Origin of the sequence: Xanthomonas rydalmerensis (assembly GCF_033170385.1) — a bacterium.
In the GTDB taxonomy this organism is placed as follows: Bacteria; Pseudomonadota; Gammaproteobacteria; order Xanthomonadales; family Xanthomonadaceae; genus Xanthomonas_A; species Xanthomonas_A rydalmerensis.
This window is the reverse complement of sequence record NZ_CP126170.1, coordinates 1,441,690-1,465,297: the sequence shown is the minus strand read 5'-3', so window position 1 is coordinate 1,465,297 and position 23,608 is coordinate 1,441,690. Positions and strand designations below refer to the sequence as shown.

Below are 23,608 nucleotides of genomic sequence, written 5' to 3'. Positions count from 1 at the left end.
TCCTGCATGCGCCGCGGCCGTCGACCCCTAGACCGACTCGAAGAGGAACGCACATGAAGAAGTGGAACAAGCCTGTGATCCGCGAGATCTGCGTCGGCGCGGAAATCAACTGCTACGCCTCCGGCGAGCTCTGACCCGCGCGCTCCTCCCTTCCCGCGACCGACGCGCGACCGGCCATGCGCTAAAGACGGAGACCGGATGCACCTCATCGTATTGGGATCGGCGGCAGGCGGAGGGCACCCGCAGTGGAACTGCCACACGCCCGCGAGCCAACGCGCGTGGCAGCAACATCCGGGTGCCCAACGCCGTACCCAGGCCAGCATCGCGGTCAGCGTCGACCGCCAGCGCTGGCTGCTGATCAACGCCTCGCCCGATTTCCGCCAGCAGGTGCTGGCCACCCCAGCGCTGTGGCCGCAACGCGAGCAGCGCCATTCGCCGATCGAGGCGGTGCTGCTGACCAGCGGCGAGATCGACCACATTGCCGGCCTGCTGTCGATGCGCGAAAGCCAGCGCTTCGACCTGTACGCCAGTGGCCGTGTACTCGAGCTGCTGGCGCAGAACCCGGTGTTCGACGCGCTGCACCCTGCCTATGTGCATCGCCACCCCTTCTCCCTGGACACGCCGCTGTCGCTGCTGGGGCTGCAGGTCACGCCGTTCGCGGTGCCGGGCAAGGTGCCGCTGTTCATGGAAAGCCGCCACAGCGGCGACCTGGCCGGCTCCGCCGAGGAGACGCTGGGCCTGACCATCGACGACGGCCGGCACCGCGTGCACTACATCCCCGGCTGCGCCGTATTGACCGATGCCCTGCGCGAGCGCCTGCGCGGCGCCGAGCTGGTGTTCTTCGACGGCACCCTGTGGCGCGACGACGAACTGGTGCAGCTTGGCGTCAGCGCCAAGACCGGCCAGCGCATGGGCCACATGAGCATCGATGGCGAGGCGGGCACCCTGCGCGCCTTCGCCGACCTGCAGGTGGCACGCAAGGTCTTCATCCACATCAACACCACCAACCCGATCCTCGACGCCGCCTCCCCCGAGCGCGCCACGGTCGCCGCGCACGGCTGGGACGTGGCCCACGACGGCATGGAGATCGCACTGTGATCCCGCACCACACAGCCCCTGCGAGACCGAGCCCGTGACCACATTGCTCAGCCCCGAGCAGCTGGAAACCGCGCTGCGCGCGATCGGCGCGCGGCTGTACCACGACCAGCATCCCTTCCACGCCCTGCTGCACAGCGGGCGCCTGAACCGCGGCCAGGTCCAGGCCTGGGCGCTGAACCGCTACGAGTACCAGCGCTGCATCCCGCTCAAGGACGCGGCGATCCTGGCGCGCATGGACGACCCGGCGCTGCGCCGGATCTGGCGCCAGCGCATCGTCGACCACGACGGCAGCGCCGACGGCGAAGGCGGCATCGCCCGCTGGCTGCACCTGACCGACGCGCTGGGATTGGATCGCGAGTTGGTGCAGTCCGGCCGCGGCCTGCTGCCCGGCACCCGCTTCGCGGTGCAGGGCTACCTGCACTTCGTGCGCGAGAAGAGCCTGCTCGAGGCCATCGCGTCGTCGCTCACCGAACTGTTCGCGCCGGGCATCATCAGCCACCGCGTCGCCGGCATGCTGCAGCACTACGATTTCGTCTCGCGCGAGGCGCTGGCGTATTTCGAGCATCGCCTGCACGAGGCGCCGCGCGATTCGGACTTCGCCCTCGACTACGTCAAGCACCACGCCGACACCGTGGAGAAGCAGCAACTGGTGCAGGACGCGTTGCGCTTCAAGTGCGGCGTGCTGTGGTCGCAACTGGACGCGCTGCACTTCGCCTACGTGCAGCCGGGCGTGGCCTGGCCGGACGCGTTCGCCCCGGACCCGGCGCAGGCCCCGGCATGAGCGTACTGGACGCCAGCAGCCAGCCACGGCTCGCCGCCGGCGTGCGCCTGCAGCACGACCGCGCCCGCGCGCAATGGGTGCTGCTGGCGCCGGAGCGGGTGATCGAACTGGACGAGATCGCCCACGCCATCGTCTCGCGCTGCGATGGCAATCGCAGCCTGGCGACGATCGCCGCGGAACTGGCCGCCGAATTCGAGGCCGAGCCGGACGAGGTCGCACGCGACGTGTGCGAGCTGGCGCAGCAGTTGCACGCCAAGCGGTTGCTGCGCGCATGAGCGCGCCGGTGCCGCCGCCGCTGTCGATCCTGCTGGAGCTGACCCACCGCTGCCCGCTGGCCTGCCCGTACTGCTCCAACCCCATCGAACTGGCCGGCCTGCGCGAGGAACTGGACACCGCCGGCTGGCGCTCGGCGCTGGACCAGGCCGCGGCGATGGGCGTGCTGCAGGCGCATTTCTCCGGCGGCGAACCGATGCTGCGCAAGGATCTGCCCGCGCTGGTCGCGCATGCGCGCGCGCTGGGCCTGTACAGCAACCTGATCACCTCCGGCGTGGCCGGCGGCGCGCCGATGCTGGCCGCCCTGGCCGCGGCCGGGCTGGAACACGTGCAGCTGAGCATCCAGGACGCCGACGCCGCCGGTGCCGACCGCATCGCCGGCTACCGCGACAGCCTGGCGAAGAAGCGCGCGTTCGCCAAGGCAGTGCGCGCCCTCGACCTGCCGCTGACGATCAATGCGGTGATCCACCGCCACAACGCCGAACGCGTGCCGGCGATGATCGAGCTGGCGCTGGACCTCGGCGCCGAACGCCTGGAAGTGGCCCATACCCAATACTACGGCTGGGGCCTGCGCAATCGCGCCGCGCTGATGCCCAGCCGCGCGCAGATCGACGCCACCGTGGCCGCGGTGGACGCCGCCCGCCTGCGGCTGCAGGACCGCCTGCACATCGATTTCGTCACCCCCGACTACTACGCGCACCGGCCCAAGGCCTGCATGGGCGGCTGGGGCCAGCGCTTCGTCAACATCTCCCCGCGCGGCGACGTGCTGCCCTGCCATGCCGCCGAGACCATGCCGGACATGGTGTTCGAGAACCTGCGCACACGGCCGCTGGCGGCGATCTGGGAAGACGGCGAGGCCTTCGTGCGCTTCCGCGGCAGCGCGTGGATGCCGGAGGTGTGCCAGGGCTGCCCGAAGCGCGAGGTCGACTGGGGCGGCTGCCGCTGCCAGGCGCTGGCGCTGAGCGGCGACGCCGCCACGCTGGACCCGGTCTGCGAACGCGCCCCGGCGCACGCCGCGCTGCAGGCGCTGGCGCAGCGCGAGGCCGCCGCGCCGGCGCCGGCCTTCGTATACCGGCGGCCGCCGCGCGCGCCGGCCACAGCCGCGGCCGCCGACGACTGAGCTGTCGAGCCGGCGTGGCCGGCGGCAATCTTGCCGGCCACGCGCCGTCACGACGTGCGGCTACATTGCAGCGCATTCCGCTGCCCGGATTGCCGTCACGGCCATTGCGCGCCTGGCTTCCAAGTTGAAGAACCACGGCTTCTTCGGCGCCGGCACCCACGATGGAAAGTACAGGCGGCCAAAAGCAACCGTCATTTCGAAAGACGACCGGGGCGCGGAAGCTTTTCCCTCATCCCGAAAACAAGGCGCAGCCATGCAAACCTGCGCAGGCCTCCCTCGTAGAGCACAAGGCACGCGGCCATGCTGAGGAGCAGGATGACGACGTATTTGATCCAGGGCCCCCACGAACACTGGATGACGTAGTAGCCGAGGATGACAATGATCGTCTGGTGCAGGATGTAAACGGGATAGCTTGCGTCTTTCGCCCAGGCAAGCACCCGGTTCGTCCGCGAGAGATAGCGGTAGCCGTAACCGAGAAACACCATCATCCACAGCCAGGTGAAGACATTGGCGCCCACCTGATCGATCAGGGAGTCGTGCTCGATGACCCCCAGACTGAACAGCGAGATCAACAAGAAGAACGCCGCCAGCCCCAGGACCAGCGACCACCTGCGCATATCGGAGAGCCACTTCCAGACACCGGGCATGGATGCCATGAAGTATCCATATGCCGTCAGCAGCAGGTATTGGCCGAAGATGTACCAATCGCTGACGAAATTGTGCGTCTCCGGGAACCGCGGCTTCAGCAGGGCTTCGTTGATGCCGAGCGGAATTCCCAGCAGGAACAGCCACGTTCCTGGCGCGATCCGCCTTGCGGCTCGCCTCCACCACAGCATCCCGGGAAGCAGCAACAGGACGTACGCGTAGAGGTACAGGATGAACCACAGGTGGTGCCAGCCGAAATCCCCGGCCGGGTAGAACTTCAATTGCAGAACGCGTGTCAGGTAGAAATCCAGATAGCGTCCGCTCCATTGTCCATGCAGCAGCCGCTCGTAGTAGATCTGCGGCGGCACGACCAGGAACATGCCGACGATCAGTGGCAAAAGCAGCTTCTTCGTCCGTTCCTGCAGGAACTGCCCGGTACTGCGCCGCTGCAGCGCGAACCACATGCCGGCCCCTGCGACGACGAACAGCAACGGCATGCGCAAGCGGTGGGCGATATCCATCGGCCATTGCAGCGACGGAATGGTCTGGCTGTTGACGATATGCCAGCCCCAGCCGACGAAGATCATCCCGGTATGGAAGAAGAACAGGACGAAAATGGCGATGACGCGCAACCAGTCCAGGAAATCGTAACGCTCCTGCGGGCGTGTGGTGGCAAGCATCGATTGGGCCCCTGTTCTCCGCGATACCGGGGAGCCTGAGCGAACGGCAGCCGGCCAGCAGCGGATTTGGGGTGAAAGGAGGCCCGCCGGGGCGAGGCGGACGCTACCCGCCCATGCGCGCGAACAAGGCGTCGCGATAGCGCCGGCTGAGCCGCAGGGTGCGGCCGTTGCGGAGATGGAGGTCGTAGTCGCCCTTGAACAGCGGCGTCAGCGATCCAATGCAGGCGAGGTTCGCCGCGGCCGACCGGTGGATGCGGACGAAGCGCTGTTCGCCCAGCTGCGCCAGTAGGTCCTGCAGCGTCCTGCGCATCAGATAGGTGCGCGCGGCGGTATGCACATGCACGTAGTTGCCGTCTGCCTCCAGCCATTCGATCGAGGTCGCATCGATCAACTGTAGCCGCTCGCCATCGGGCACCAGCAGGCGCTCGCATGCAGGGGTGCGCGCGCGTCCCATCGCCACCGCCGCGGCCCCGGACTCGTGCGCGCTGAGCCGCTCGCGCACACGCTGCACGGTCAGCGCGAGCCGGTCGCGGTCGTAAGGCTTGAGCAGGTAGTCGATCGCATTGAGGTCGAACGCCTTCACGGCATGCGCATCGAAGGCGGTCACGAACACGATCAGCGGCGCGCTCGACGGCTCGAGCTGCGCCGCGACCTGCAGCCCAGACAGCGTGGGCATCTGGATGTCGAGAAAGGCCACGTGCGGGCGCTGCTGCTTGATGCACAGGGCCGCGGACAATCCGTCCTCGGCCGATCCGACCACCGCGATGCCGGGCTGCTCCGCCAACCAGCGCTCGAGCTTTTCGCGCGCGGGCGCTTCGTCGTCGGCGATCACGGCGCGGATCATCGCCTGGGCTCCGCCAGCGGGATCGAGACGCGCGCGGCAACGCCGTCGCCTTCGTTACGCACAATCAAGGAGGCGGCAGCGCCGTAGAGGATGCCCAGGCGCGCCCGGCAGGTGCGCAACCCCACCCCGTCCTGCGTCCCCGGCGCCGGCAGGGCGGAGCAGGAATTGTGGACCACGATCTCCAGCGAGCCGCCTGCGTGTCGCGCACTGACCGCAATGGCGACGGGCACCAACGTGGGCTCGACGGCATGTTTGAACGCGTTCTCCAGTAAGGGCTGCAGCAGGAGCGCAGGGACACTGGCATCGAGCAGTGTGGGGTCCACCTGCCATGTCAGCGTCACCCGATCGCGGAACCTCTCTCGCATGATGTCCGCATAGCGCTCGAGTGTGCGCAGTTCCGCGGACAGCGGCGTCATCTCGTTCTCGATGGTGCCAAGGCTGGTGCGCAGCAGGTCGCCGAGTGCGGCCAACAGGCGGTCGGCGCGTTCCACGTCGCTGTGCATCACGGAGGAGACCGTGTTGAGCGCGTTGAACAGGAAATGCGGCCGCAGCTGCCCCTGAAGCTGCGCCAGCTGTGCCTCGGCCAGCGCCTTCTGCGTCTGCAGCAGACGGTTCCGCTGCAGTTGCCACTGGTCATGGGACTCGAGCCCGAACAGAATCCCCAGCCACAGGCCGACAAAGACGCTCAGCTTGGTGGTCTCGTACACGAACAGGGAGCGCCAGCCCGGATGCTCGTAGGTGAAGCCCATTGCGGCATAGATCCCGTGCCGCAGCGCATACACCGCCACGATGAAGGTGACGGCGATCACCGGCAACCAGCGCAGGTAGCTGCCGAACCAGATCAGCGGCCGGTCCAGATAGGCCGCATAACGTCCGCGCACGCGCACGGCGAGCCAGATCCAGCCGGTCGCGACCACCGCGGAACTTCCCTCCGACAGCACCCCTTCCCACCAGTGGGTCTGCGGGTTGCTCAGGCGCTCCTGCACGGACACGCCGATCATGAGCAGCCAGAACGCCACCCACAACCCGGTCAGCGCTTTCGGAGTGGACATCGCACCGCCGGCAGCGAGGGCGCCTGCCCGTGGCGGACAAGAGGGCGGGTTCATGATCGGCAAGTGTACCCACGGCGTTCCAGGCGGGCGTGCCCTGTGGGGCGAGCGGGACATATGCGGGGCGAAAGGGCCGATTGCGTGGACAAGCGCCGTGGCACCCATCGACCGGCAGCTGGCGACGCGAACGGACCCGGGGCTGGGCCGATTGGCCGCCGCGGGCGTCAGACACCGCGCGCTTGCGACTACACTACGGCGCATCCCACTGCCCGGATCCCCGCCATGTCCCTTGCGCGTCTCGCCCCCCTGGCCCTGTGCGCGGCGCTCGCCGTGTCCGCAACCCCGGCACTCGCCCAGCGCACCGTCTCCGGCGATCTGCAGACGCAGATGTCGCCGCAGGAATTCAAGGCTGCCGGGCTGGACAAGCTTTCCCCGCAGGAACTGGCCGCGCTGAACGACTGGCTGCAGGGCAAGGTCGCCAAGGAAACCGCGGTGGCGCTGGAAAAGGCCAAGGAGGAAGGCCGCCGCGAGGTGATCACCAAGAACCGCGGCTTCTTCGACTTCGGCAGCGCCGAGCCGATCGAGAGCACCCTGGTTGGCGAGTTCTCCGGCTTCGCCAAGGGCCGCAAGTACGTACTGGCCAATGGCCAGGAGTGGGAGCAGACCGAAGCGGCGAGCCTGCCCGGCGTGCACCGCAGCGCGCCCAAGGTGAAGATCACCCCCGGGATCATGGGCGTGTGGTACATGCAGATCGACAACTACAACACCCGCGCCAAAGTTCGTCGCGTCAAATAGGAACGCGTGTCGTGAACCTGCGTCCGCGGCCGGGCCTGGCCGACGCCTCGCACAGCCTCGCCGATGCGCTGCGCCGGCGCCTGCGCGCCAGCGATGTGTGGTTCATCGCCCTGGCCCTGCTGGTCGGGGTGATCGCCGGCCTGCTGACCCTGCTGCAGAGCAGCCTGGCGCATGGTGCGCAGGCCTGGCTGTATGGCCTGGAGGCCGACGAGCGGCTCAGCGCCATGTCGGACCTGAGCGTGCAGCAGTTGCTGGTGCTGCCGCTGGGCGGGCTGCTGGTGGGCCTGCTCGGCATGGCCGCGCGCGCGCGCAAGCGCCAACTGGTCGACGCCGTCGAAGCCAACGCGCTGTACGGCGGACGCATGTCGATGCGCGACAATCTGATCGTCTCCGTGCAGACCCTGTTCTCCAACGGCGTCGGCGCCTCGGTCGGCCTGGAAGCGGCGTATACGCAGATGGGCGCCGGCAGCGGCTCGCATCTGGGCCGGGTACTGCGACTGCGCCGTGCCGACATCCGCACCCTGGTCGGCGCCGGTGCCGGCGCGGCCATTGCCGCCGCCTTCGGTGCGCCGCTGGCCGGGGCGTTCTATGCCTTCGAGATCGTGATCGGCGCGTACTCGCCGTCGGCACTGGCGCCGGTGGCGGTGGCCTCGCTGGGCGCGGTGTTCGTGTCGCAACTGGCCGGGGTGCAGCCGTACCTGCTGCCGGCCTCGGCGGCCTCGGCGCTGGAGGCGCGCGACTACGTGCTGTACGCGCTGCTGGGCGTGCTCTGCGCCCTGCTGGCGGTCGCGGTGATGCGCCTGATCGGCGCGATCGAACAGGCCATCAACCGCAGCCCGCTGCCGCGCTGGGCGCGCCCGGTCGCCGGCGGCCTGCTGCTGATCCCGCTGGCGCTGATCACCCCGCAGGTGCTGTCCTCCGGCCACGGCGCACTGCACCTGGACCTGACCAGCCCGACCTCATTGCGCTGGCTGGGCATCCTGTTGCTGCTCAAGTGCCTGGGCTCGGCCATCTCGCTGGGCTTCGGCTTCCGCGGCGGCCTGTTCTTCGCCTCGCTGTTTATGGGTTCGCTGGTCGGCGGGCTGTTCGCCGGCGTGCTGAATCTCGGCAGCGGCATGGCCCTGGTCGACGGCACTGCCGCTTCGCTGGCCGGCATGGCGGCGATGGCCGCCGCGGTGATCGGCGCGCCGATGACGATGGCGATGCTGGTGCTGGAGGGCACCCACGATTTCGTGCTGGCCAGCGCGGTGATGGTGGCGGTGCTGGTGGCCAACACCATCGTCCGCCAGATCTTCGGCTACTCGTTCTCCACCTGGCGCCTGCACCTGCGCGGCGAGACCATCAGGAGCGCGCGCGACGTGGGCTGGGTCAAGCACCTCAGTGCCGGGCGGATGATGCAGAAGGACGTGCATCCGCTGGCCGCCACCACCAGCGTGGCCGAGTTCCGCCGCCGCTTCCCGCTCGGCTCGGGCACCCGCGTGGTGCTGGAGGACGAGAGCGGCCACTACGCCGGCCTGGTCACCCTGGCTGCCGCCTATGCCGACGGCGTCAACGCCGACGCAGCCATCGTCGACTACGCCGGCAACCGCGACGTGGCCCTGCCCGCCGACACCGACGTGGTCACCGCCATGCGCCAGTTCGACCTGACCCAGAGCGACGAACTGGCTGTGGTCGACGACCAGGGCAAGGTCCTGGGCGTGCTCAGCGAAAGCTTCGTGCGCAAGCGCTACGCCGAGGAACTGGACAAGCGCCAGCGCGAGCTGATGGGCGAGCGGGTGGATGACTGAGGGGCGGGGATTGGGGATGCGGGAGTGGGGATTCGCAGCATTCCTGCAAGCTGCAGTGTCGAAGCGCAGCCACCGCATCCCGTAAGAGCGGCTTCAGCCGCGACCATGTTGGTGCCATGCGTCGCGGCTGAAGCCGCTCCTACGACGGTATCGGCACGACTCCACGGCGATCTGCTGCATTCGCAGAAGCGAGAACGACGAATCGTTGCAGGGCAGTTGGCCTTCACCACAACCATGCGGCCTATATTCTTTGTGGGAGGGACTTCAGTCCCGACGCATTACCGCCTTAGCGTCGGGGCTGCGGTCCTTCCCACAAGAAAGCTGCCAACGCCGGCAGCGCGGTCATCACGGACAGCCCGAAAACAGCGCGGAAACCCCGCCACCAATCCCCAATCCCCACTCCCGGCTTTCCACAGCCGAACGGCTGGTCATCATCGCAGTCCAGCCACCCGCTGCGCCAGCTTCTTGGCCGAAATGCCCGCGCGGGCACCCAGCTCCTGCGCGAACAGCGACACGCGCAGTTCTTCCAGGTCCCAACGCAGCGCCTGCCACTGTGGATCGCCGCTGCGGCCGGCCGCGGCCGCGTCGGCCAGTGCGTCGACGAAGGGCTTCAGCTCCAGCATGCGCGCCTGGTCGCGAGCCGGATCGCGCTTGGCGCGTTCGGCGCGCAGGATCATTGCCCGCAGATAGCGCGGGAACTGCGCCAGCGCGGTGGCCGGGGTCTCGCGCAGGAAGCCCGCATGCAGCAGCGCCGCCAGTTGCGCGCGCAGATCGTCGAGGTTGCCGCTGGCCCAGCCCATCAGCGGCGATTCCAGCTGCGGTTTCAGTTCCGCAGCCGCGCCCATGATCGCCTCGGCCAGCTTCAGCCGCTCCATCGCCTCGCCGAACAGCTGCTTGGCGGCGGCGTCGCGACGCTGGGCGAAACTGTCCGCGTCGCGGATCGCTTCCAGCCCCTGCTCCAGCAGTGCGTTCAATGCCGCCTCCACCAGATCCCCGCGCAGGCGTTCCTGCGACTCGATCGCCGCATACAGCAGCCCGGTCTTGGGCGACACCGGCAACTGCTTGCGCGCCTGCTTGACCTTGTCAGCCAGGGCGATCTCCAGCAGCCGGCGGACGCCACGCGGATGCGCGGCCTCGGCTTGCGCGCGATCGGCGAAGATGCGTAGCGCGGCGCTGTCGCCCTCGTCCACCAGGGCCGGATAGGCCGGCACCCCGGCTTCGCCGGGGACCTGCAGCGGGATCGGCGTCGCCGGGAACTCGCGCAGCCCGGTCGCGGCCATGGCGCGGCCGGCCCGCGCGGCGAAGGCTTGTCCGGCGCGTTCGCCGAAGCGCGCACGCAGCGCGTCCAGGTCGCGCGATTCGGCCAGCACCTTGCCGGCATCGTCGCGCAGGCGCAGGTTCATGCGCAGATGCGGCTCCAGCGTGCTCTCGTCGAACTCCAGCGCGCTCAGCGGCGCGCCGGTGGCACGCTGCAGGAAACGCGCCAGCTCGCCGCGGAGATCGTCGGCGCTGGGCTGCGGGAACGCCTCGGAGAACGCACGGGCGAAGTCCGGCGCCGGCACGTAGTTGCGCCGCAGCGCCTTGGTCAGGCTGCGGATCAGCGCCGCCGCCTTGTCGGTGACGAAGCCCGGCGCCAACCACGACAGCCGCGTCGGGTCCAGCGCGTTGAGCAGATGCACCGGCACCTCCAGGGTCACGCCGTCGTCGGCCGCGCCCGGTTCAAACCGGTAGCGCAGCGGCAGCCGCGCATCGCCCAGTGGGAAGTACTTGGGATAACGCTCGGCCTCGCTGCCCTCGCCCGGCAGCAGGTCGGCCAGCGACCAGTGCAGCGTGCGCCGCTGCTCCGGCGCCAGCGCCTTCCACCAGGCGTCCAGGCCGGAGGCGGAGTGGATCTCGCCGGGAATCCGGTCCAGGTACCAGCGCGCCTGCCAGTCCTCGTCGGCGACGATGCCGGCACGGCGCAGCTTGGCTTCTTCCTCGTGCGCCTGCGCCAGCACCTTCTGGTTGTCGGCGACGAAGCTGGCGCGGGTGTTGATCTCGCCCGGCACCAGGCCCTGCCGCACGAACAGCTCGTGCGCACCGGGCGGATCGATGCGGCCGTAATGCACCGGCTTCTTCGGCGCCAGCACCAGCCCGAACAGGCTGATCTGCTCGGAGGCCAGCACCTGCCCCTGCGCGCGCGACCAGTGCGGATCGAAATGCTTGCGCGCCAGCAGGTGCGGCAGCTCGGCGATCACCCAATCCGGCTCGATCGCGGCGTTGGTCAGGCCCCACACCTTCTGCGTATCCAGCAATGTCGCCGGCAGCACCCACGGCGGCGGCTTGCGGGCAAGCGCCGAACCGGGGAACAGCAGGAAGCGACGCTGCCGCGGCGCCAGGAAATCGCCCTTTTCGGTGCGGTGGCCGACCTGGGTCGGCAGGCCGGCCAGCAAGGCGCGGTGCAACGCCTGGTAGGCCGCGGCGCGCTCGCGTTCGCTGGCACGCGGCGCCTCGCCCGCATCGGCGGGCGCCGGCGCTGGGGTCGGGGCCGCCGCCGACACGGGCGTGTTGGGCGCGCTGCGCCCTTCGCGGGCCAGACGCGCGGCACGGTGCAGTTGCCCGCGGGTGGCGCGCGCCGCGGTCTCGGCATCGCGCGCCGGCGCCGGCGCGGCGGCGCCGGCCAGCAACGGTTGCAGCGAGGCCGCCGCCGGTTCCTCGGCCCAGCCCAGCTCCGCGCACAACAGATGCAACTGGCGGTGCAGTTCGCGCCACTCGCGCATGCGCAGGAAGCCGAGGAAATGCCGCCCGCACCAGTCGCGCAGCTTGGATTGGGTCAGGTCCTCGTGCGCCTGCCGGTAGCCGTCCCACAGGCGCAGGATGCCGACGAATTCCGAGCGCGCATCGGCGAACTTGGCGTGCGCGTTGTCGGCGGCCTCGCGCGCCTCGGGCGGGCGCTCGCGCGGGTCCTGGATGCCCAGGAACGCGGCGATCACCAGCATCGGCCGCAGGCAGCCGTGCTGCTGCGCCGCCACCAGCATCCGCGCCAGCTTCACGTCCACCGGCAGCCGCGCCATCTTGCGGCCGATCTCGGTGAGCTTGCGCAGGCCATGCCGGTCCGGCTCGCCGACCGCACCCAGTTCCACCAGCTGCTGCCAGCCATCGGCCACCGCGCGCTCGTCCGGCGGCTCCAGGAACGGGAAATCCTCGATCCGGCCCAGCCCCAGCTGCAGCATGCGCAGGATCACCCCGGCCAGGCTGGAGCGGCGGATTTCCGGATCGGTGAACGCCGGCCGCGCCTGGAAATCCGCCTCGGCATACAACCGGTAGCAGATGCCCTCGGCGATGCGGCCGCAGCGGCCCTTGCGCTGGTTGGCGCTGGCCTGCGAGATCGGTTCGATGTGCAGCCGGTCGAGCTTCTGCCGCGGGCTGTAGCGCTTGACCCGCGCATAGCCTGGGTCGATCACGTAGCGGATTCGCGGCACCGTCAGCGAGGTTTCGGCAACGTTGGTGGCCAGCACCAGGCGCCGCCGCGGGCCGGGGTTGAACACCCGGTCCTGGTCGGCGTTGGAGAGACGCGCGTACAGCGGCAGTACCTCGGTCTCGCGGTACTTGCGCCGTTCCAGCGCATGGTGCGCATCGCGGATCTCGCGCTCGCCGGGCAGGAACACCAGCACGTCGCCGCGCGGATCCAGCCGGGTGATCTCGTCCACCGCCGCCACGATCGCGTCGTTGACTGAGAGGCCGGGAGTGGGGATTCGGGATTCGGGATTCGCTGAGGCGGTTCGCGGCGAACGTTGGGGCTCGCGCGCTTCTTCCAATCCCAAATCCCCACTCCCCAATCCCGGCTCCTCAAGCGGCCGGTAACGCACCTCCACCGGATAGGTGCGGCCTTCCACGCTGATCACCGGCGCATCGTCGAAATGCGCGGCGAAGCGTGCAGTGTCGATCGTCGCCGAGGTCACGATGACCTTCAGGTCCGGGCGTTTGTGCAGCAACTGCTTCAGATAGCCGAGCAGGAAATCGATGTTGAGGCTGCGCTCGTGCGCCTCGTCGACGATGATCGTGTCGTAGCTGGACAGCCAGCGGTCGCTGGCGATCTCGGCCAGCAGGATGCCGTCGGTCATGAACTTGATCCGGGTCTGCTCGCCAACCCGGTCGTTGAAGCGCACCTGGAAGCCCACCGTCTCGCCCACCGGCGTGCGCAGCTCCTCGGCCACGCGGCTGGCCACCGCACGCGCGGCGATGCGCCGCGGCTGGGTGCAGCCGATCATGCCGGCGGCGCCGCGACCGGCGGCCAGGCACAGCTTCGGCAACTGCGTGGTCTTGCCCGAGCCGGTCTCGCCGGCGATCACCACCACCTGGTGCTCGCGGATCAGCGCGACGATGCGCTCGGCCTCGCGCGCGATCGGCAACTGCGGGTCGAGGGTGATCGCCGGATGTTGCGCCGCGCGCGCGGCACAGCGCGCCTGCGACGTCTGCAGCGCCTGCTCGAACGCCGTCTCCAGCGCGGCATTGCCGGGCGCGGCCTGCCAGCGCGACCATAGGCCCAGCAAGCGGCCGCGGTCGCGGGTCAGCGCGCCGTCGATCGCGGCGCGGCGTTCGCGCAGGCGTGCCGGCACGGAAGGTTTTTCGATAGCGTTCATCAATCGGATGCCATTGAACGTTGAATCACAGCACATGCTTTAGTCTGTCTATTGTGACGCCATCTCGTCCGTAACCCCCAGGAGGAACTCCAATGGCCAAGAGCAAGACCCCCGGCAAGACCAAGAACTCCGCCAGCAAGGCCCTCGCCGGCCAGCCGCTGGCCGGGCTGGCGCCGTCCGCGCCCAATATCGATATCGGGATCGGCGGCGGCGATCGCAAGAAGATCGCCGACGGCCTGTCGCACTACATGGCCGACGCCTTCACCCTGTACCTGAAGACCCACAACTTCCACTGGAACGTGACCGGGTCGATGTTCAACTCGCTGCACCTGATGTTCGAGACCCAGTACACCGAACAGTGGGCGGCGCTGGACGACGTCGCCGAGCGCATCCGCGCCCTGGGCTTCAACGCCCCGGGGTCGTACAAGGAGTACGCCGCGCTGACCTCGATCCCGGAAGAGGAAGGCCTCAGCGACAGCGCCGACTGGCGCGAGATGGTGCGCCAGCTGGTGGTCGGCAACGAGGCGGTGTGCCGCACCGCGCGCAAGGTGCTCAAGACCGCCGACGACGCCGGCGACGACCCGTCGGTGGACATGCTGACCCAGCGCCTGCAGACCCACGAGAAGTACGCCTGGATGCTGCGCTCGCTGCTGCAGTAAGGGGTATCGCCCTGCCTGCTCGGCAGGCAGGGCACGCCGAGCTGGGCCCAGGCGACGCTGCGCTCGCTCCGTCGCCCGGATTGGGCGGCAATGCATGCCGATCGCTGCCTCGTCACACCTGGCTCCCTTGTAGGAGCGGCTTCAGCCGCGACCGGCGCGCGTGACCAGGCCCCGTCGCGGCCGATCCTCAAAGGAGCCAAGCGCCGCTCCAACCGGAACCTGCAGGGCGCTAGCTGGGTGCACTGTGGGAGGGACTTCAGTCCCGACGCCTTGCAAGGTCGGGCCAGGCAGACTTGGTTCGTCACGGCCGCAGGGCAGTTGAATCCTACAAAAAGCCGCACCTTCGCCTGATACCCGCTTGCGCAAATCCGGAAGCCAACCGCCCTTGCGCGGCAAGGTATCCTAGACGGATGTCTTCCCCCGCCCATGCCTTGCTCAGCCGCGTCTTCGGCTACGACCAGTTCCGCGGCCCGCAACAGGACATCGTCGAACACGTCGCTGCCGGCCACGACGCGCTGGTGCTGATGCCCACCGGCGGCGGCAAGTCGCTGTGCTACCAGATCCCGTCGCTGCTGCGCGACGGCACCGGTATCGTCATCTCGCCGCTGATCGCGCTGATGCAGGACCAGGTCGAGGCGCTGCGCCAGCTCGGCGTGCGCGCCGAGTACCTCAACTCCACCCTGGACGGCGAGACCGCGCAGCGGGTCGAGCGTGCCCTGCTGGCCGGCGAGCTGGACCTGCTGTACGTCGCCCCGGAACGGCTGCTGACCCCGCGCTTCCTGTCGCTGATCGAGCGCAGCCGCATCGCCCTGTTCGCGATCGACGAGGCGCACTGCGTATCGCAATGGGGCCACGACTTCCGGCCCGAGTACCGGCAGCTCACCGTGCTTCACGAGCGCTGGCCGCAGACCCCGCGCATCGCCCTCACCGCCACCGCCGACCCGCCGACCCAGCGCGAGATCGCCGAGCGCCTGGACCTGGCGCAGGCCCGCCACTTCGTCAGCTCCTTCGACCGCCCCAACATCCGCTACACCGTGGTGCAGAAGGACAATGCGCGGCGCCAGCTGCTGGACTTCCTGCGCGCGCACCGCGGCAGCGCCGGCATCGTCTATTGCATGTCGCGGCGCAAGGTCGAGGAGACCGCCGAATTCCTGGCCCGCGAAGGCCTGAACGCCCTGCCCTACCACGCCGGCCTGCCGGCCGAGGTGCGCGCCGACAACCAGCGCCGCTTCCTGCGCGAGGACGGCATCGTGATGTGCGCCACCATCGCCTTCGGCATGGGCATCGACAAGCCCGACGTGCGTTTTGTCGCCCACACCGACCTGCCCAAGTCGCTGGAGGGTTACTACCAAGAGACCGGCCGCGCCGGCCGCGACGGCGAGGCCGCCGAAGCCTGGCTGTGCTACGGGCTGGGCGACGTGGTGCTGCTCAAGCAGATGATCGAGCAGGGCGAGGCCGGCGAAGAGCGCAAGCGCGTGGAACGACGCAAGCTCGACCAGTTGCTGGGCTATTGCGAATCGATGCAGTGCCGCCGCCAGGTGCTGTTGGCCAGCTTCGGCGAGACCTATCCGCAGCCCTGCGGCAACTGCGACAACTGCCTGCAGCCGGCCGATGCCTGGGACGCCACCGTGGCGGTGCAGAAGGCGCTGAGTTGCGTCTACCGCAGTGGCCAGCGGTTCGGCGTCGGCCACCTGATCGACATCCTGCGCGGCAACGAGGGCGAGAAGATCAAGCAGTTCGGCCACGACCAGCTCAGCACCTATGGCATCGGCAAGGACCTGGACGCGCGCGCCTGGCGCGGCGTGTTCCGGCAACTGGTCGCCACCGGCCTGCTGGAAGTGGACAGCGACGCCTACGGCGGCCTGCGCCTCACCGACGCCAGCCGCCAGGTGCTCAAGGGCGAACGCAAGATCATGATGCGCCGCGAACTGCCCAGCCGCGGCCGCGAGCGCGGCGACCGCAGCGGCAGTCCACGTACCGGCGTGCCGGTGCAGGCGCAGGACCTGCCGCTGTTCAACGCCTTGCGCGACCTGCGCGCCGGCCTGGCCAAGGAGCAGAACGTGCCGGCCTTCGTGATCTTCCACGACAGCACCCTGCGCAACATCGCCGAGCAGCGCCCGACCAGCCTGGACGAACTGGCGCGGGTCGGCGGCATCGGCGGCAGCAAGCTGGCCCGCTATGGCCAGCAGTTGCTCGACGTGGTGCACGCGCAGGGCTGAGGCGCGGCACCGGCGCCTGCATCGCCGGCCGTCGACCCTGCGCAGAGCGCCCGCGGCGCCGACAGGCCGGGTTCAACGTGGTATTGATAGCGTCAGCGTCATGGCGGAGCGTGCAACCGGCCCCGCCCGGCCCCTCTCTTCTGGCAGATGCCCGATGAACCGCAGCCTCCTTCTCCTCGCCTGCACCCTGCTTGCCGGCCCGGCCCTGGCCCAGACCGCCGATGCCACCAGCGACAGCGAGGCGGCCAAGCGCAAGCTCGACCTCAGCGTGCCGCAGCAGCCGATCACCTATGCCGATCCCGGCACCAAGGCCGATCCGCCGGGCGCCTACTACGGCGATACCAGCGGCACCTCGGCCTCGGCACAGAAGGCCGCGGCAGCGCAGGCGCGCGCCCAGGCCCTGCAGGCGCAGGCCGACCGCTGCAACGGCGACGTGCACGGCAGCGTCGCCACCGGCATCGGTTATTCCACGCATGGCGGCAACAGCAACTACCAGGCCGCCAATCTGAACCTGTGCAAGACCTCCTATACCGACGACGGCAAGCCGCGGCAGATGGGCATCAGCATCAGCGTCGGCCGCGGCGATGGCCCGGTATTCGGACGCGGATACTACCCCGGCGCCTACGGCCCGCCGCCGTTCGGCTGGTAAGCGCGGCCAACCGCAGCGCGATACCGCGTCACCAAGCGGGTGCGAACGCTGCCAGGAAGCTTCGGCAGCGAGTCTTTCCTGTTCCCGTCCGCAGTCTTCACACCCTGCAGCTCCTTATGTGTTGCCGGCAGCGCTGCATCCAGCCACGTCCCTGCCTACGCTGTTTCGCAAGTCGACGCGCCCGATCGTGCCGCAATGCCTGCCGCTCTCATTGCAGGCGCGACGCGAGAAGTCGCACAAGCGTGCCGGTGGTCACGCTCATGGCTACGGGATCGACCGACTTGCCACCGCACGCGCGACCACGCCGCATCGCGTCTACAATCGCGCTGCACCGGCGTTCCGCGCGCGATGGTCACATGTACTCGGCGGCAGGCTCCGGGCAGATGTCCCCCTTCATTGGCACCGCTTCCCCCCGAGCTCACGCCATGTCCAACGTAGTCCGGCTGCACAGCGCCCGCGAACGCGAGCAGCGCCTGCACGATGACGTCCTCGATGCAGCCGAGCGCTGCATCGTCGAGAACGGCCTCGGCGCCACCACCTTCGAACTGATCGCCGGTAGTGCCGACGTTTCGTGCAGCGCGGTGCGCCGACAATTCAACGACAAGCGCAGCCTGGTCCAGGCGTTGATGGAACGCGGCTACGAGCGCGCGATCCGCACGATGTGGCTGCTGCAACCGCCGCCGCACCAGGACGCGACCGCCTTCATCGCCGGTGCCCTCGAAGACTGGCTGGTGACCGACGCCAACCAGCGGCGCCGCCGCCTGGACCTGGAAATGGACCTGGCCGCCGCGCGCGATCCCGAACTGGCGCAGTACGCGCGCCGGCTCAACGTGTCCCTGGTGCAGAACCTGGGCGACCTGCTGCGGCGCATGCTGCGCGACCATGGCTGGAGCGGCAGCGAAGCGGAGTTCCAGGCCCGCGTCTACGCGGTCGCGGCGATGTGCGGCGGCCTGCACATGATGATGACCACTGGCGTGGAGCTCAACCGCATGCACCTGCAGTTGATCCTCAGCGAAAGCCTGGCCGGGATCTTCAGTACCGCGCGCGGGTAGCGCGGTTTGGGTCCGCTCGACGCTCGAGCCTCGGGCGTCTACGGCGCGGGACATCGATGAACCACCCGCGTGCCAGCCAGCGCGACGTTCGGGTTGATTGCGTGTATCGCGCATGGTCGATCGCCGCCGATACATGCGTGGTGGGCGAAGTGGGTGAGCTGCCGAGACGCGATGAGCGGTCAAGGAAGCATGTCGGTTGATCCACAGCGGCATCCGATCCCCGATCTCCGCGATCCCAGAACGCAACCGCGTAAGCGCTCAACCCGCATCACCGCCGCACGGCATTGCGCAGAACCGTTCAGACCGGCTGCACGTGCCCATGCATGCGCTGCGCCGCACTGCGTATGGCCTGGCCGATCTGTTGCAGGGTCCTGGAACGGACCGCGACGTGCTGCCAGTACAGCGGCACGTCGAGCCAGCGCTGCGGGTCGACGACGACGATCTGCCGTTGGCGCAAGGCGGCCGCAAGCATCTGTTCCGGCGCCAGGCACCAGCCCAGCCCACGCGCGGCCGCTTCGACGAAACCGACGGAGGTTGGCAGGTAGTGCATCGGCGGGCTCAGCCGCGAGCGGGTGATGCGGCGCACGAAGCGCGCCTGCAGCGCGTCCTTGCGGTTGTAGACGATCATCGGGGCGCGGGCCAGCGCCGCCGCATCCAGGCCGTCGGCGAAATAGCGGTCGAAAAAGGCCGGCGAGGCGATCGCGCGGTAGCGCATCGCGCCCAGCGGCAGCACATTGCAGCCCTGCAAGGCCTGACCGACGGAAGTAACGGCACCGAGCACCGCGCCACTGCGCAGCAGCTCCAGCGTGTGGTCCTGGTCATCCACGCGGATGTCGAACAGGAACCCGTGCGCGTCGTGCAGGACCGCCAGCGCATCCAGGAACCAGGTCTGCAACGAGTCGTCGTTGACCGCGATCGCGATGCTGCGCGCGGCGGCGCTGCCGGCGGGCGCGGGCAGCAGGTCGGCCACTGCCTCGGTCTCCAAGACCTGCATCGGTCGCACGCTACGCAACAGGCGCTCGCCGGCGGGCGTAGGCCGGCATGGGGCCAGGCGCACGATCAGCACCTGGCCGAGCCGGTCCTCCAGCGCCTTGATCCGCTGCGACACCGCCGACGGGGTCAGCGCCAGGCGGCGCGCGGCGGCCTCGAAACTCCCTTCTTCCAGCACGGCGGCGAAGGCGGACAACTGGGGGTGGAGCAGGTCCATGGCAGCGATACAGATTAGGGATTCTTCACAGCCTACAGAAAAATGAGTTTGGCTAATCATGGCGTGGCGTGCAGCATGCTCGCCCCACCCACCAGGACATCGCGCATGTGGCTGCACGCACTGTTGGCCGGCCTCGTCGCCGGCGCCGGCCTGATCGTCGCGATCGGCGCGCAGAATGCCTTCGTGCTGCGCCAGGGGCTGCAGCGTCGGCATGTCGGCCTGGTCGTAGCCGTCTGCGCCGCCAGCGACATTGCGCTGATCGTCCTCGGCGTATCCGGCATCGGGGCCGTGGTGGATGCCTGGCCGGGCGTGCTGCAGGCATTGCGCTTCGGCGGCGCGGCCTTCCTCGGCGCGTACGCGTTGCTGGCGGCGCGACGTGCCTGGCGCGGCAGTGGCGGCCTGCTGGCGCAAGGCCAGGATCAGCGGAGTTGGCAGCGCGTCCTGCTGACCTGCCTGGCCTTCACCTTCCTCAATCCACATGTCTACCTGGACACCATGGTGCTGCTGGGCAGCCTCTCCACCCGCTACCCAGGACACTTGCGCTGGGCCTTCGCCCTTGGCGCCTGCCTGGCCAGCGTGACCTGGTTCTGCAGCCTGGGCTATGGCGCGCGGCTACTGCAGCCGGTGTTCCGCAAACCCGCTGCATGGCGGCTGCTGGATGCGGCGGTCGCACTGTTCATGCTGGGGCTGTGCGTCTCGTTGCTGCTGCAGCCTTTGGGGTGAGCGACCGGGAGGCGTCGGCGGTCGATACGATGGCTTCCACGCCGACGTCCGAGGCCGTGCCTGCCCTACCCTGGATTGCTCCCCGATTCAAAACGCTCATACCGACCGATGATGGCGTGGTTGCATGCTCTCCGCTGTCCGCCTGCGCGCAGATGAGAAGCGCGCAACAAAAACCCCGGCGCGTGGCCGGGGTTCGGAAGGTGCTGAGGGGTGGCGCGTGCCGCGCCGCCGGGTCAGTCCCAGAAGTTGTTGTAGTCGCGCGCCTTCTTGTCTGGTGCCTGGGAGCTGACCAGTTCGCAGTTGGTCGAGACCGGCGGGTTGCCCGTGTCGATCGAAGCACAGACGAAGCGCGCTAGGTCGCCGAGCTTGGCACCCGTCGCAGGGACGCGAGCACCACCTTTCAGGGTGGTGCTTCCCGCGCCGACTTCAACGACGGTCCCGACGATCTGTGGGCGCATGTCGTCGTCCGGCATGCTGGCAATCGTGAGTTGTTTGCGCACGACCATATAGCGGTCAGATTGGGCGGCGTGGACGGACACGGAAAAAACCGCCAGGACGGCGGTGAAAACAACGGCCTTCGATCGCATAGCAAGCCCCCTGTAGACAAAACCCATGGTAGCAGCTTCATCGCAGCGTTCAGATGCGGGGACATGCGTATGGCATCGGCAGCTTCTGCAAAAGCGCTTCGCCAAGTGCGGCCAAGGACGGCGTCATCGCCGCTGGTCATCGCGTTGCGGCGCACGGCCCCGACGCATCGAAGCCACCATGGGTTCGGAGGACGAGGGCCCAGGCGGCCCAAAATCAAGTCGATGCGGCAACGCGACGAACACGCGATGCCGAGCGTGGAACCAGCGAAACTGCCGGAGTTTTCAGGAGGATTTTCAGGAGGTGGTGAAAAAACCGCCAAAGGCGATACCTAACCCGCTGAGAGGAGTGGTGGGCCGTGATGGATTCGAACCATCGACCAAAAGATTAAAAGTCTTCTGCTCTACCGACTGAGCTAACGGCCCAAAACAAGACCCCGGCGTTGCACCGGGGCGCGTAGTCTACCCCAGGGCGGGGCGTTTCGCGAAATCAGGCGTAGCGGGTCGGGTCGGCGACGCCGGCATCGGCGAAGCCGGCCGCGCGCAGGCGGCAGGCGTCGCAGTGGCCGCAGGCACGGCCGGCGTCGTCGGCGCGGTAGCAGGACACGGTCAGGCCGAAATCCACGCCCAGGCGCACGCCCTCGCGCACGATGTCGGCCTTGCTCATGTGCTGCAACGGCGCATGCACGCGTAGTCCGGCGCCCTCCACCCCGGCCTTGGTCGCCAGGTTGGCCAGGGTCTGGAATGCCTCGATGAACTCGGGGCGGCAGTCGGGATAACCGGAGTAGTCCACTGCGTTGACCCCGCAGAAGATGTCGGCCGCGCCCAACACCTCGGCCCAGCCCAGCGCCACCGACAGCATGATGGTGTTGCGCGCCGGCACGTAGGTGACCGGGATGCCGTCGCCACCAGCGTCCGGCACCTCGATGTCGTCGGTCAGCGCGGAGCCGCCAATGCTGCGCAGGTCGACGTTGACGGTCTTGTGCGCCACCGCGCCGAGCGCCGTGGCGACACGCGCGGCCGCCTCCAGTTCGGACGTATGGCGCTGGCCGTAACGCACGCTCAGGGCATGCACGGCGAAACCCTGCGCACGGGCGATGGCGACGACGACGGCGGAGTCCATGCCACCGGACAGCAGGACAACGGCATTTTTCATTGGGAGGCCGGGATTGGAGATTGGGGATTGGGGATTCGCAAAGCTACAGCACGTGACAGGTGACCGGGAGGGCTTCTACGAATCCCGAATCCCCGATCCCCAATCCCGGCTTCTCAACGGCCCGGCTCGTCGTTCCACAGCAGCTTGTGCAACTGCATCTGGAACCGCACCGGCAGGCGATCGGCGACGATCCAGTCGGCCAGGTCGCGCGCGGTCAGTTCGCTCTTGCTCGGCGAGAACCAGACGGTGCAGCGCGTATCGAGCCGATGTTCGGCGACCACGCCACGCGCCCAGTCGTAGTCGGCGCGACCGCACAGGACGAACTTGATCTGGTCGCGCGCGGTCAGCAACGGCAGGTTCTCCCAGCGGTTGCGATGCGCTTCCTGCGACGCCGGGGTCTTGATGTCGACGACACGCGACACGCGTGGGTCGACCTGGGCGATGTCCAGCGCGCCGGAGGTCTCCAGCGACACGTCGTAGCCGGCGTCGCACAGACGCTGCAGCAGTTGCAGGCAGCGCTTCTGCGCCAGCGGCTCGCCGCCGGTCACGCAGACGTGGCGCACGCCGTGGCGCGCCACCTCTTCGAGGATCGCGTCGATGTCCCACCATTGCCCGCCGTGGAAGGCATAGGCGGTGTCGCAGTAGCTGCAGCGCAGCGGGCAACCGGTCAGGCGCACGAACACGGTGGGCCAGCCGGCGCTCTCGGCCTCGCCCTGCAGCGACAGGAAGATCTCCGTCAGCTTCAGGCGGGGCAGCGGGCTTTGGACGATATCGCTGGGAACGGCGGCCATGGCGGGAGAAGAGTGCTCCCGCGACAGCGGCGGCAGCGTAAGGGGCTCAGCGCAACTGCTGGCCGATACGGATCGACTGCAGACGGTCCTGCGCGGTCCGCGCGGCATCGGACCCAGGATACTTCGCGCCGACCTGTTGCAGGGTCTGCTCGGCGTCCTGGACGCGACCTTCGCCGTACTGGGACAGGCCCAGCTTCAGCAGGGCGCCCGGCGCCTTGTCGTGGGTCGGGTAGCGGCCGATCAGGTCCTGGAACTGGGCCTCGGCCAACTGGAAGTTCTTGGTGGCGTAATAGCTCTCGCCCAGCCAGTACAGCGCGTTCGGCGCATACACGCCGTTCGGGTAGGACTGCAGGAAGCTCTGGAACAGGTTTGCCGAGTCGGCATACTTGCCGGCCTTCAACGCATCGAAGGCGACGTTGTAGGCCGCCCGCTCGTCGCCGGCGGCCGCCAGGGTGCCGGCGTCGCCGTGCACGGACGGCGGCGGCTCGGCGGCGGCGGCCGGCTTGCCCGCAGGCGCGGCGGGTGCGGCAGCCGGTGCAGCGCCATTGGCCGGCGGCAACGGCGGCGTCGCCCCTGCCCCCGCACCACTTTCGAGCCGGCCCACGCGGCCATCCAGGTCCAGATACTGGTCCTTGATCTGCTGCTTGAGCTGGTCGTTGTTGTGCTGCAGTTGTTCGATCGTGGCCTCCATCGACTGCATCTGCGTCCGCAGCTGGTTGAGCTGGTTCAGGATGTCGGTGTTGGCCTGGGAATTCATGGCCTGCTGCTCGAGCGCGGAAACGCGGTCGGCCAGGCTCGCGCGCTGCGCATGAGCCGGCGCGGCGGCCACGAGGGCCGCCGCGACGATCATCGATGTAAGGACACCGATACGCAT

Annotated in this window: 21 protein-coding genes and 1 tRNA gene; 12 read left to right on the top strand and 10 right to left on the bottom strand. The window is 68.8% G+C overall.

The window, feature by feature from the left end; genetic code table 11:
* Positions 1–53: 53 nt before the first annotated feature.
* The 5 genes from pqqA to pqqE all read left to right on the top strand — a co-directional run bounded on the left by pqqA (position 54) and on the right by pqqE (position 3,272).
* Entirely contained in the window at positions 54–134 is an 81-nt protein-coding gene (gene pqqA / locus QN245_RS21500) for a pyrroloquinoline quinone precursor peptide PqqA (RefSeq protein WP_010344287.1), read from the top strand.
* 64 nt (positions 135–198) lie between these two features.
* A complete protein-coding gene (pqqB, locus tag QN245_RS06085) occupies positions 199–1,098 on the top strand; it encodes a pyrroloquinoline quinone biosynthesis protein PqqB (protein ID WP_317844818.1) in 900 nt (299 codons plus the stop codon).
* Positions 1,099–1,132: 34 nt separating this feature from the next.
* The gene (gene pqqC / locus QN245_RS06080) at positions 1,133–1,879 is read left to right on the top strand and encodes a pyrroloquinoline-quinone synthase PqqC (protein WP_317844817.1); all 747 of its coding nucleotides are present in this window, start codon (positions 1,133–1,135) and stop codon (positions 1,877–1,879) included.
* Positions 1,876–2,154 (top strand): pyrroloquinoline quinone biosynthesis peptide chaperone PqqD, encoded by a 279-nt coding sequence (pqqD, locus tag QN245_RS06075; RefSeq protein WP_160969795.1) that lies wholly within the window; start codon positions 1,876–1,878, stop codon positions 2,152–2,154. The genes pqqC and pqqD overlap by 4 nt, the downstream gene beginning before the upstream one ends.
* Positions 2,151–3,272 carry a pyrroloquinoline quinone biosynthesis protein PqqE gene (gene pqqE / locus QN245_RS06070; protein WP_317844816.1) on the top strand — a complete coding sequence of 374 codons (1,122 nt, stop codon included), beginning with the start codon at positions 2,151–2,153 and terminating at the stop codon, positions 3,270–3,272. Before pqqD ends, pqqE begins: the two co-directional genes overlap by 4 nt.
* Positions 3,273–3,463: 191 nt before the next feature.
* On the opposite strand, the gene QN245_RS06065 is transcribed toward pqqE, so the two are convergent.
* The 3 genes from QN245_RS06065 to QN245_RS06055 all read right to left on the bottom strand — a co-directional run bounded on the left by QN245_RS06065 (position 3,464) and on the right by QN245_RS06055 (position 6,493).
* Positions 3,464–4,597: an acyltransferase family protein gene (locus QN245_RS06065; RefSeq protein ID WP_317844815.1), complete on the bottom strand. Its 1,134-nt coding sequence runs from the start codon at positions 4,595–4,597 to the stop codon at positions 3,464–3,466.
* Positions 4,598–4,700: 103 nt separating this feature from the next.
* Positions 4,701–5,441 (bottom strand): LytR/AlgR family response regulator transcription factor, encoded by a 741-nt coding sequence (locus QN245_RS06060; protein WP_184446940.1) that lies wholly within the window; start codon positions 5,439–5,441, stop codon positions 4,701–4,703.
* Positions 5,438–6,493: a sensor histidine kinase gene (locus QN245_RS06055; RefSeq protein ID WP_317844814.1), complete on the bottom strand. Its 1,056-nt coding sequence runs from the start codon at positions 6,491–6,493 to the stop codon at positions 5,438–5,440. Before QN245_RS06055 ends, QN245_RS06060 begins: the two co-directional genes overlap by 4 nt.
* A gap of 279 nt (positions 6,494–6,772) precedes the next feature.
* Here QN245_RS06055 and QN245_RS06050 point away from each other — a divergent pair, with 279 nt between their 5' ends.
* Together QN245_RS06050 and QN245_RS06045 are read left to right on the top strand one after the other, a co-directional pair.
* On the top strand, positions 6,773–7,285 hold the full coding sequence (locus tag QN245_RS06050) for a hypothetical protein (protein WP_184645586.1): 513 nt from the start codon (positions 6,773–6,775) through the stop codon (positions 7,283–7,285).
* An 11-nt stretch (positions 7,286–7,296) separates the two neighbouring features.
* A complete protein-coding gene (locus QN245_RS06045; RefSeq protein WP_317844813.1) occupies positions 7,297–9,072 on the top strand; it encodes a chloride channel protein in 1,776 nt (591 codons plus the stop codon).
* A 431-nt stretch (positions 9,073–9,503) separates the two neighbouring features.
* Here the strand turns inward: QN245_RS06045 and hrpA are convergent, their stop codons facing one another.
* Positions 9,504–13,694, bottom strand: coding sequence for an ATP-dependent RNA helicase HrpA (hrpA, locus tag QN245_RS06040; RefSeq protein WP_317844812.1), 4,191 nt, complete (start codon positions 13,692–13,694; stop codon positions 9,504–9,506).
* Positions 13,695–13,786: 92 nt separating this feature from the next.
* Here hrpA and QN245_RS06035 point away from each other — a divergent pair, with 92 nt between their 5' ends.
* The 4 genes from QN245_RS06035 to QN245_RS06020 all read left to right on the top strand — a co-directional run bounded on the left by QN245_RS06035 (position 13,787) and on the right by QN245_RS06020 (position 18,273).
* On the top strand, positions 13,787–14,353 hold the full coding sequence (locus QN245_RS06035) for a Dps family protein (protein WP_160969804.1): 567 nt from the start codon (positions 13,787–13,789) through the stop codon (positions 14,351–14,353).
* A gap of 410 nt (positions 14,354–14,763) precedes the next feature.
* Complete coding sequence (recQ, locus tag QN245_RS06030; protein ID WP_160969805.1) at positions 14,764–16,572, top strand: DNA helicase RecQ; 1,809 nt, start codon at positions 14,764–14,766, stop codon at positions 16,570–16,572.
* A gap of 154 nt (positions 16,573–16,726) precedes the next feature.
* Complete coding sequence (locus QN245_RS06025) at positions 16,727–17,221, top strand: hypothetical protein (protein WP_184446946.1); 495 nt, start codon at positions 16,727–16,729, stop codon at positions 17,219–17,221.
* Positions 17,222–17,646: 425 nt separating this feature from the next.
* A complete protein-coding gene (locus QN245_RS06020) occupies positions 17,647–18,273 on the top strand; it encodes a TetR/AcrR family transcriptional regulator (protein WP_317844811.1) in 627 nt (208 codons plus the stop codon).
* Between the two features lie 298 nt (positions 18,274–18,571).
* On the opposite strand, the gene QN245_RS06015 is transcribed toward QN245_RS06020, so the two are convergent.
* A complete protein-coding gene (locus QN245_RS06015) occupies positions 18,572–19,480 on the bottom strand; it encodes a LysR family transcriptional regulator ArgP (RefSeq protein WP_317844810.1) in 909 nt (302 codons plus the stop codon).
* Between the two features lie 105 nt (positions 19,481–19,585).
* On the opposite strand from QN245_RS06015, the gene QN245_RS06010 reads away from it, so the two are divergent.
* Positions 19,586–20,203: a LysE/ArgO family amino acid transporter gene (locus QN245_RS06010; RefSeq protein WP_160969809.1), complete on the top strand. Its 618-nt coding sequence runs from the start codon at positions 19,586–19,588 to the stop codon at positions 20,201–20,203.
* Positions 20,204–20,436: 233 nt separating this feature from the next.
* Here the strand turns inward: QN245_RS06010 and QN245_RS06005 are convergent, their stop codons facing one another.
* The 5 genes from QN245_RS06005 to ybgF all read right to left on the bottom strand — a co-directional run bounded on the left by QN245_RS06005 (position 20,437) and on the right by ybgF (position 23,608).
* Positions 20,437–20,817, bottom strand: a complete 381-nt coding sequence (locus QN245_RS06005) for a hypothetical protein (RefSeq protein ID WP_184645574.1) — start codon at positions 20,815–20,817, stop codon at positions 20,437–20,439.
* 320 nt (positions 20,818–21,137) lie between these two features.
* Positions 21,138–21,213 (bottom strand) — tRNA-Lys (locus QN245_RS06000).
* A 64-nt stretch (positions 21,214–21,277) separates the two neighbouring features.
* On the bottom strand, positions 21,278–21,943 hold the full coding sequence (gene queC, locus QN245_RS05995) for a 7-cyano-7-deazaguanine synthase QueC (RefSeq protein WP_317844809.1): 666 nt from the start codon (positions 21,941–21,943) through the stop codon (positions 21,278–21,280).
* A 113-nt stretch (positions 21,944–22,056) separates the two neighbouring features.
* Positions 22,057–22,734, bottom strand: a complete 678-nt coding sequence (gene queE / locus QN245_RS05990; RefSeq protein WP_317844808.1) for a 7-carboxy-7-deazaguanine synthase QueE — start codon at positions 22,732–22,734, stop codon at positions 22,057–22,059.
* A gap of 46 nt (positions 22,735–22,780) precedes the next feature.
* Positions 22,781–23,608, bottom strand: coding sequence for a tol-pal system protein YbgF (gene ybgF / locus QN245_RS05985; protein WP_317844807.1), 828 nt, complete (start codon positions 23,606–23,608; stop codon positions 22,781–22,783).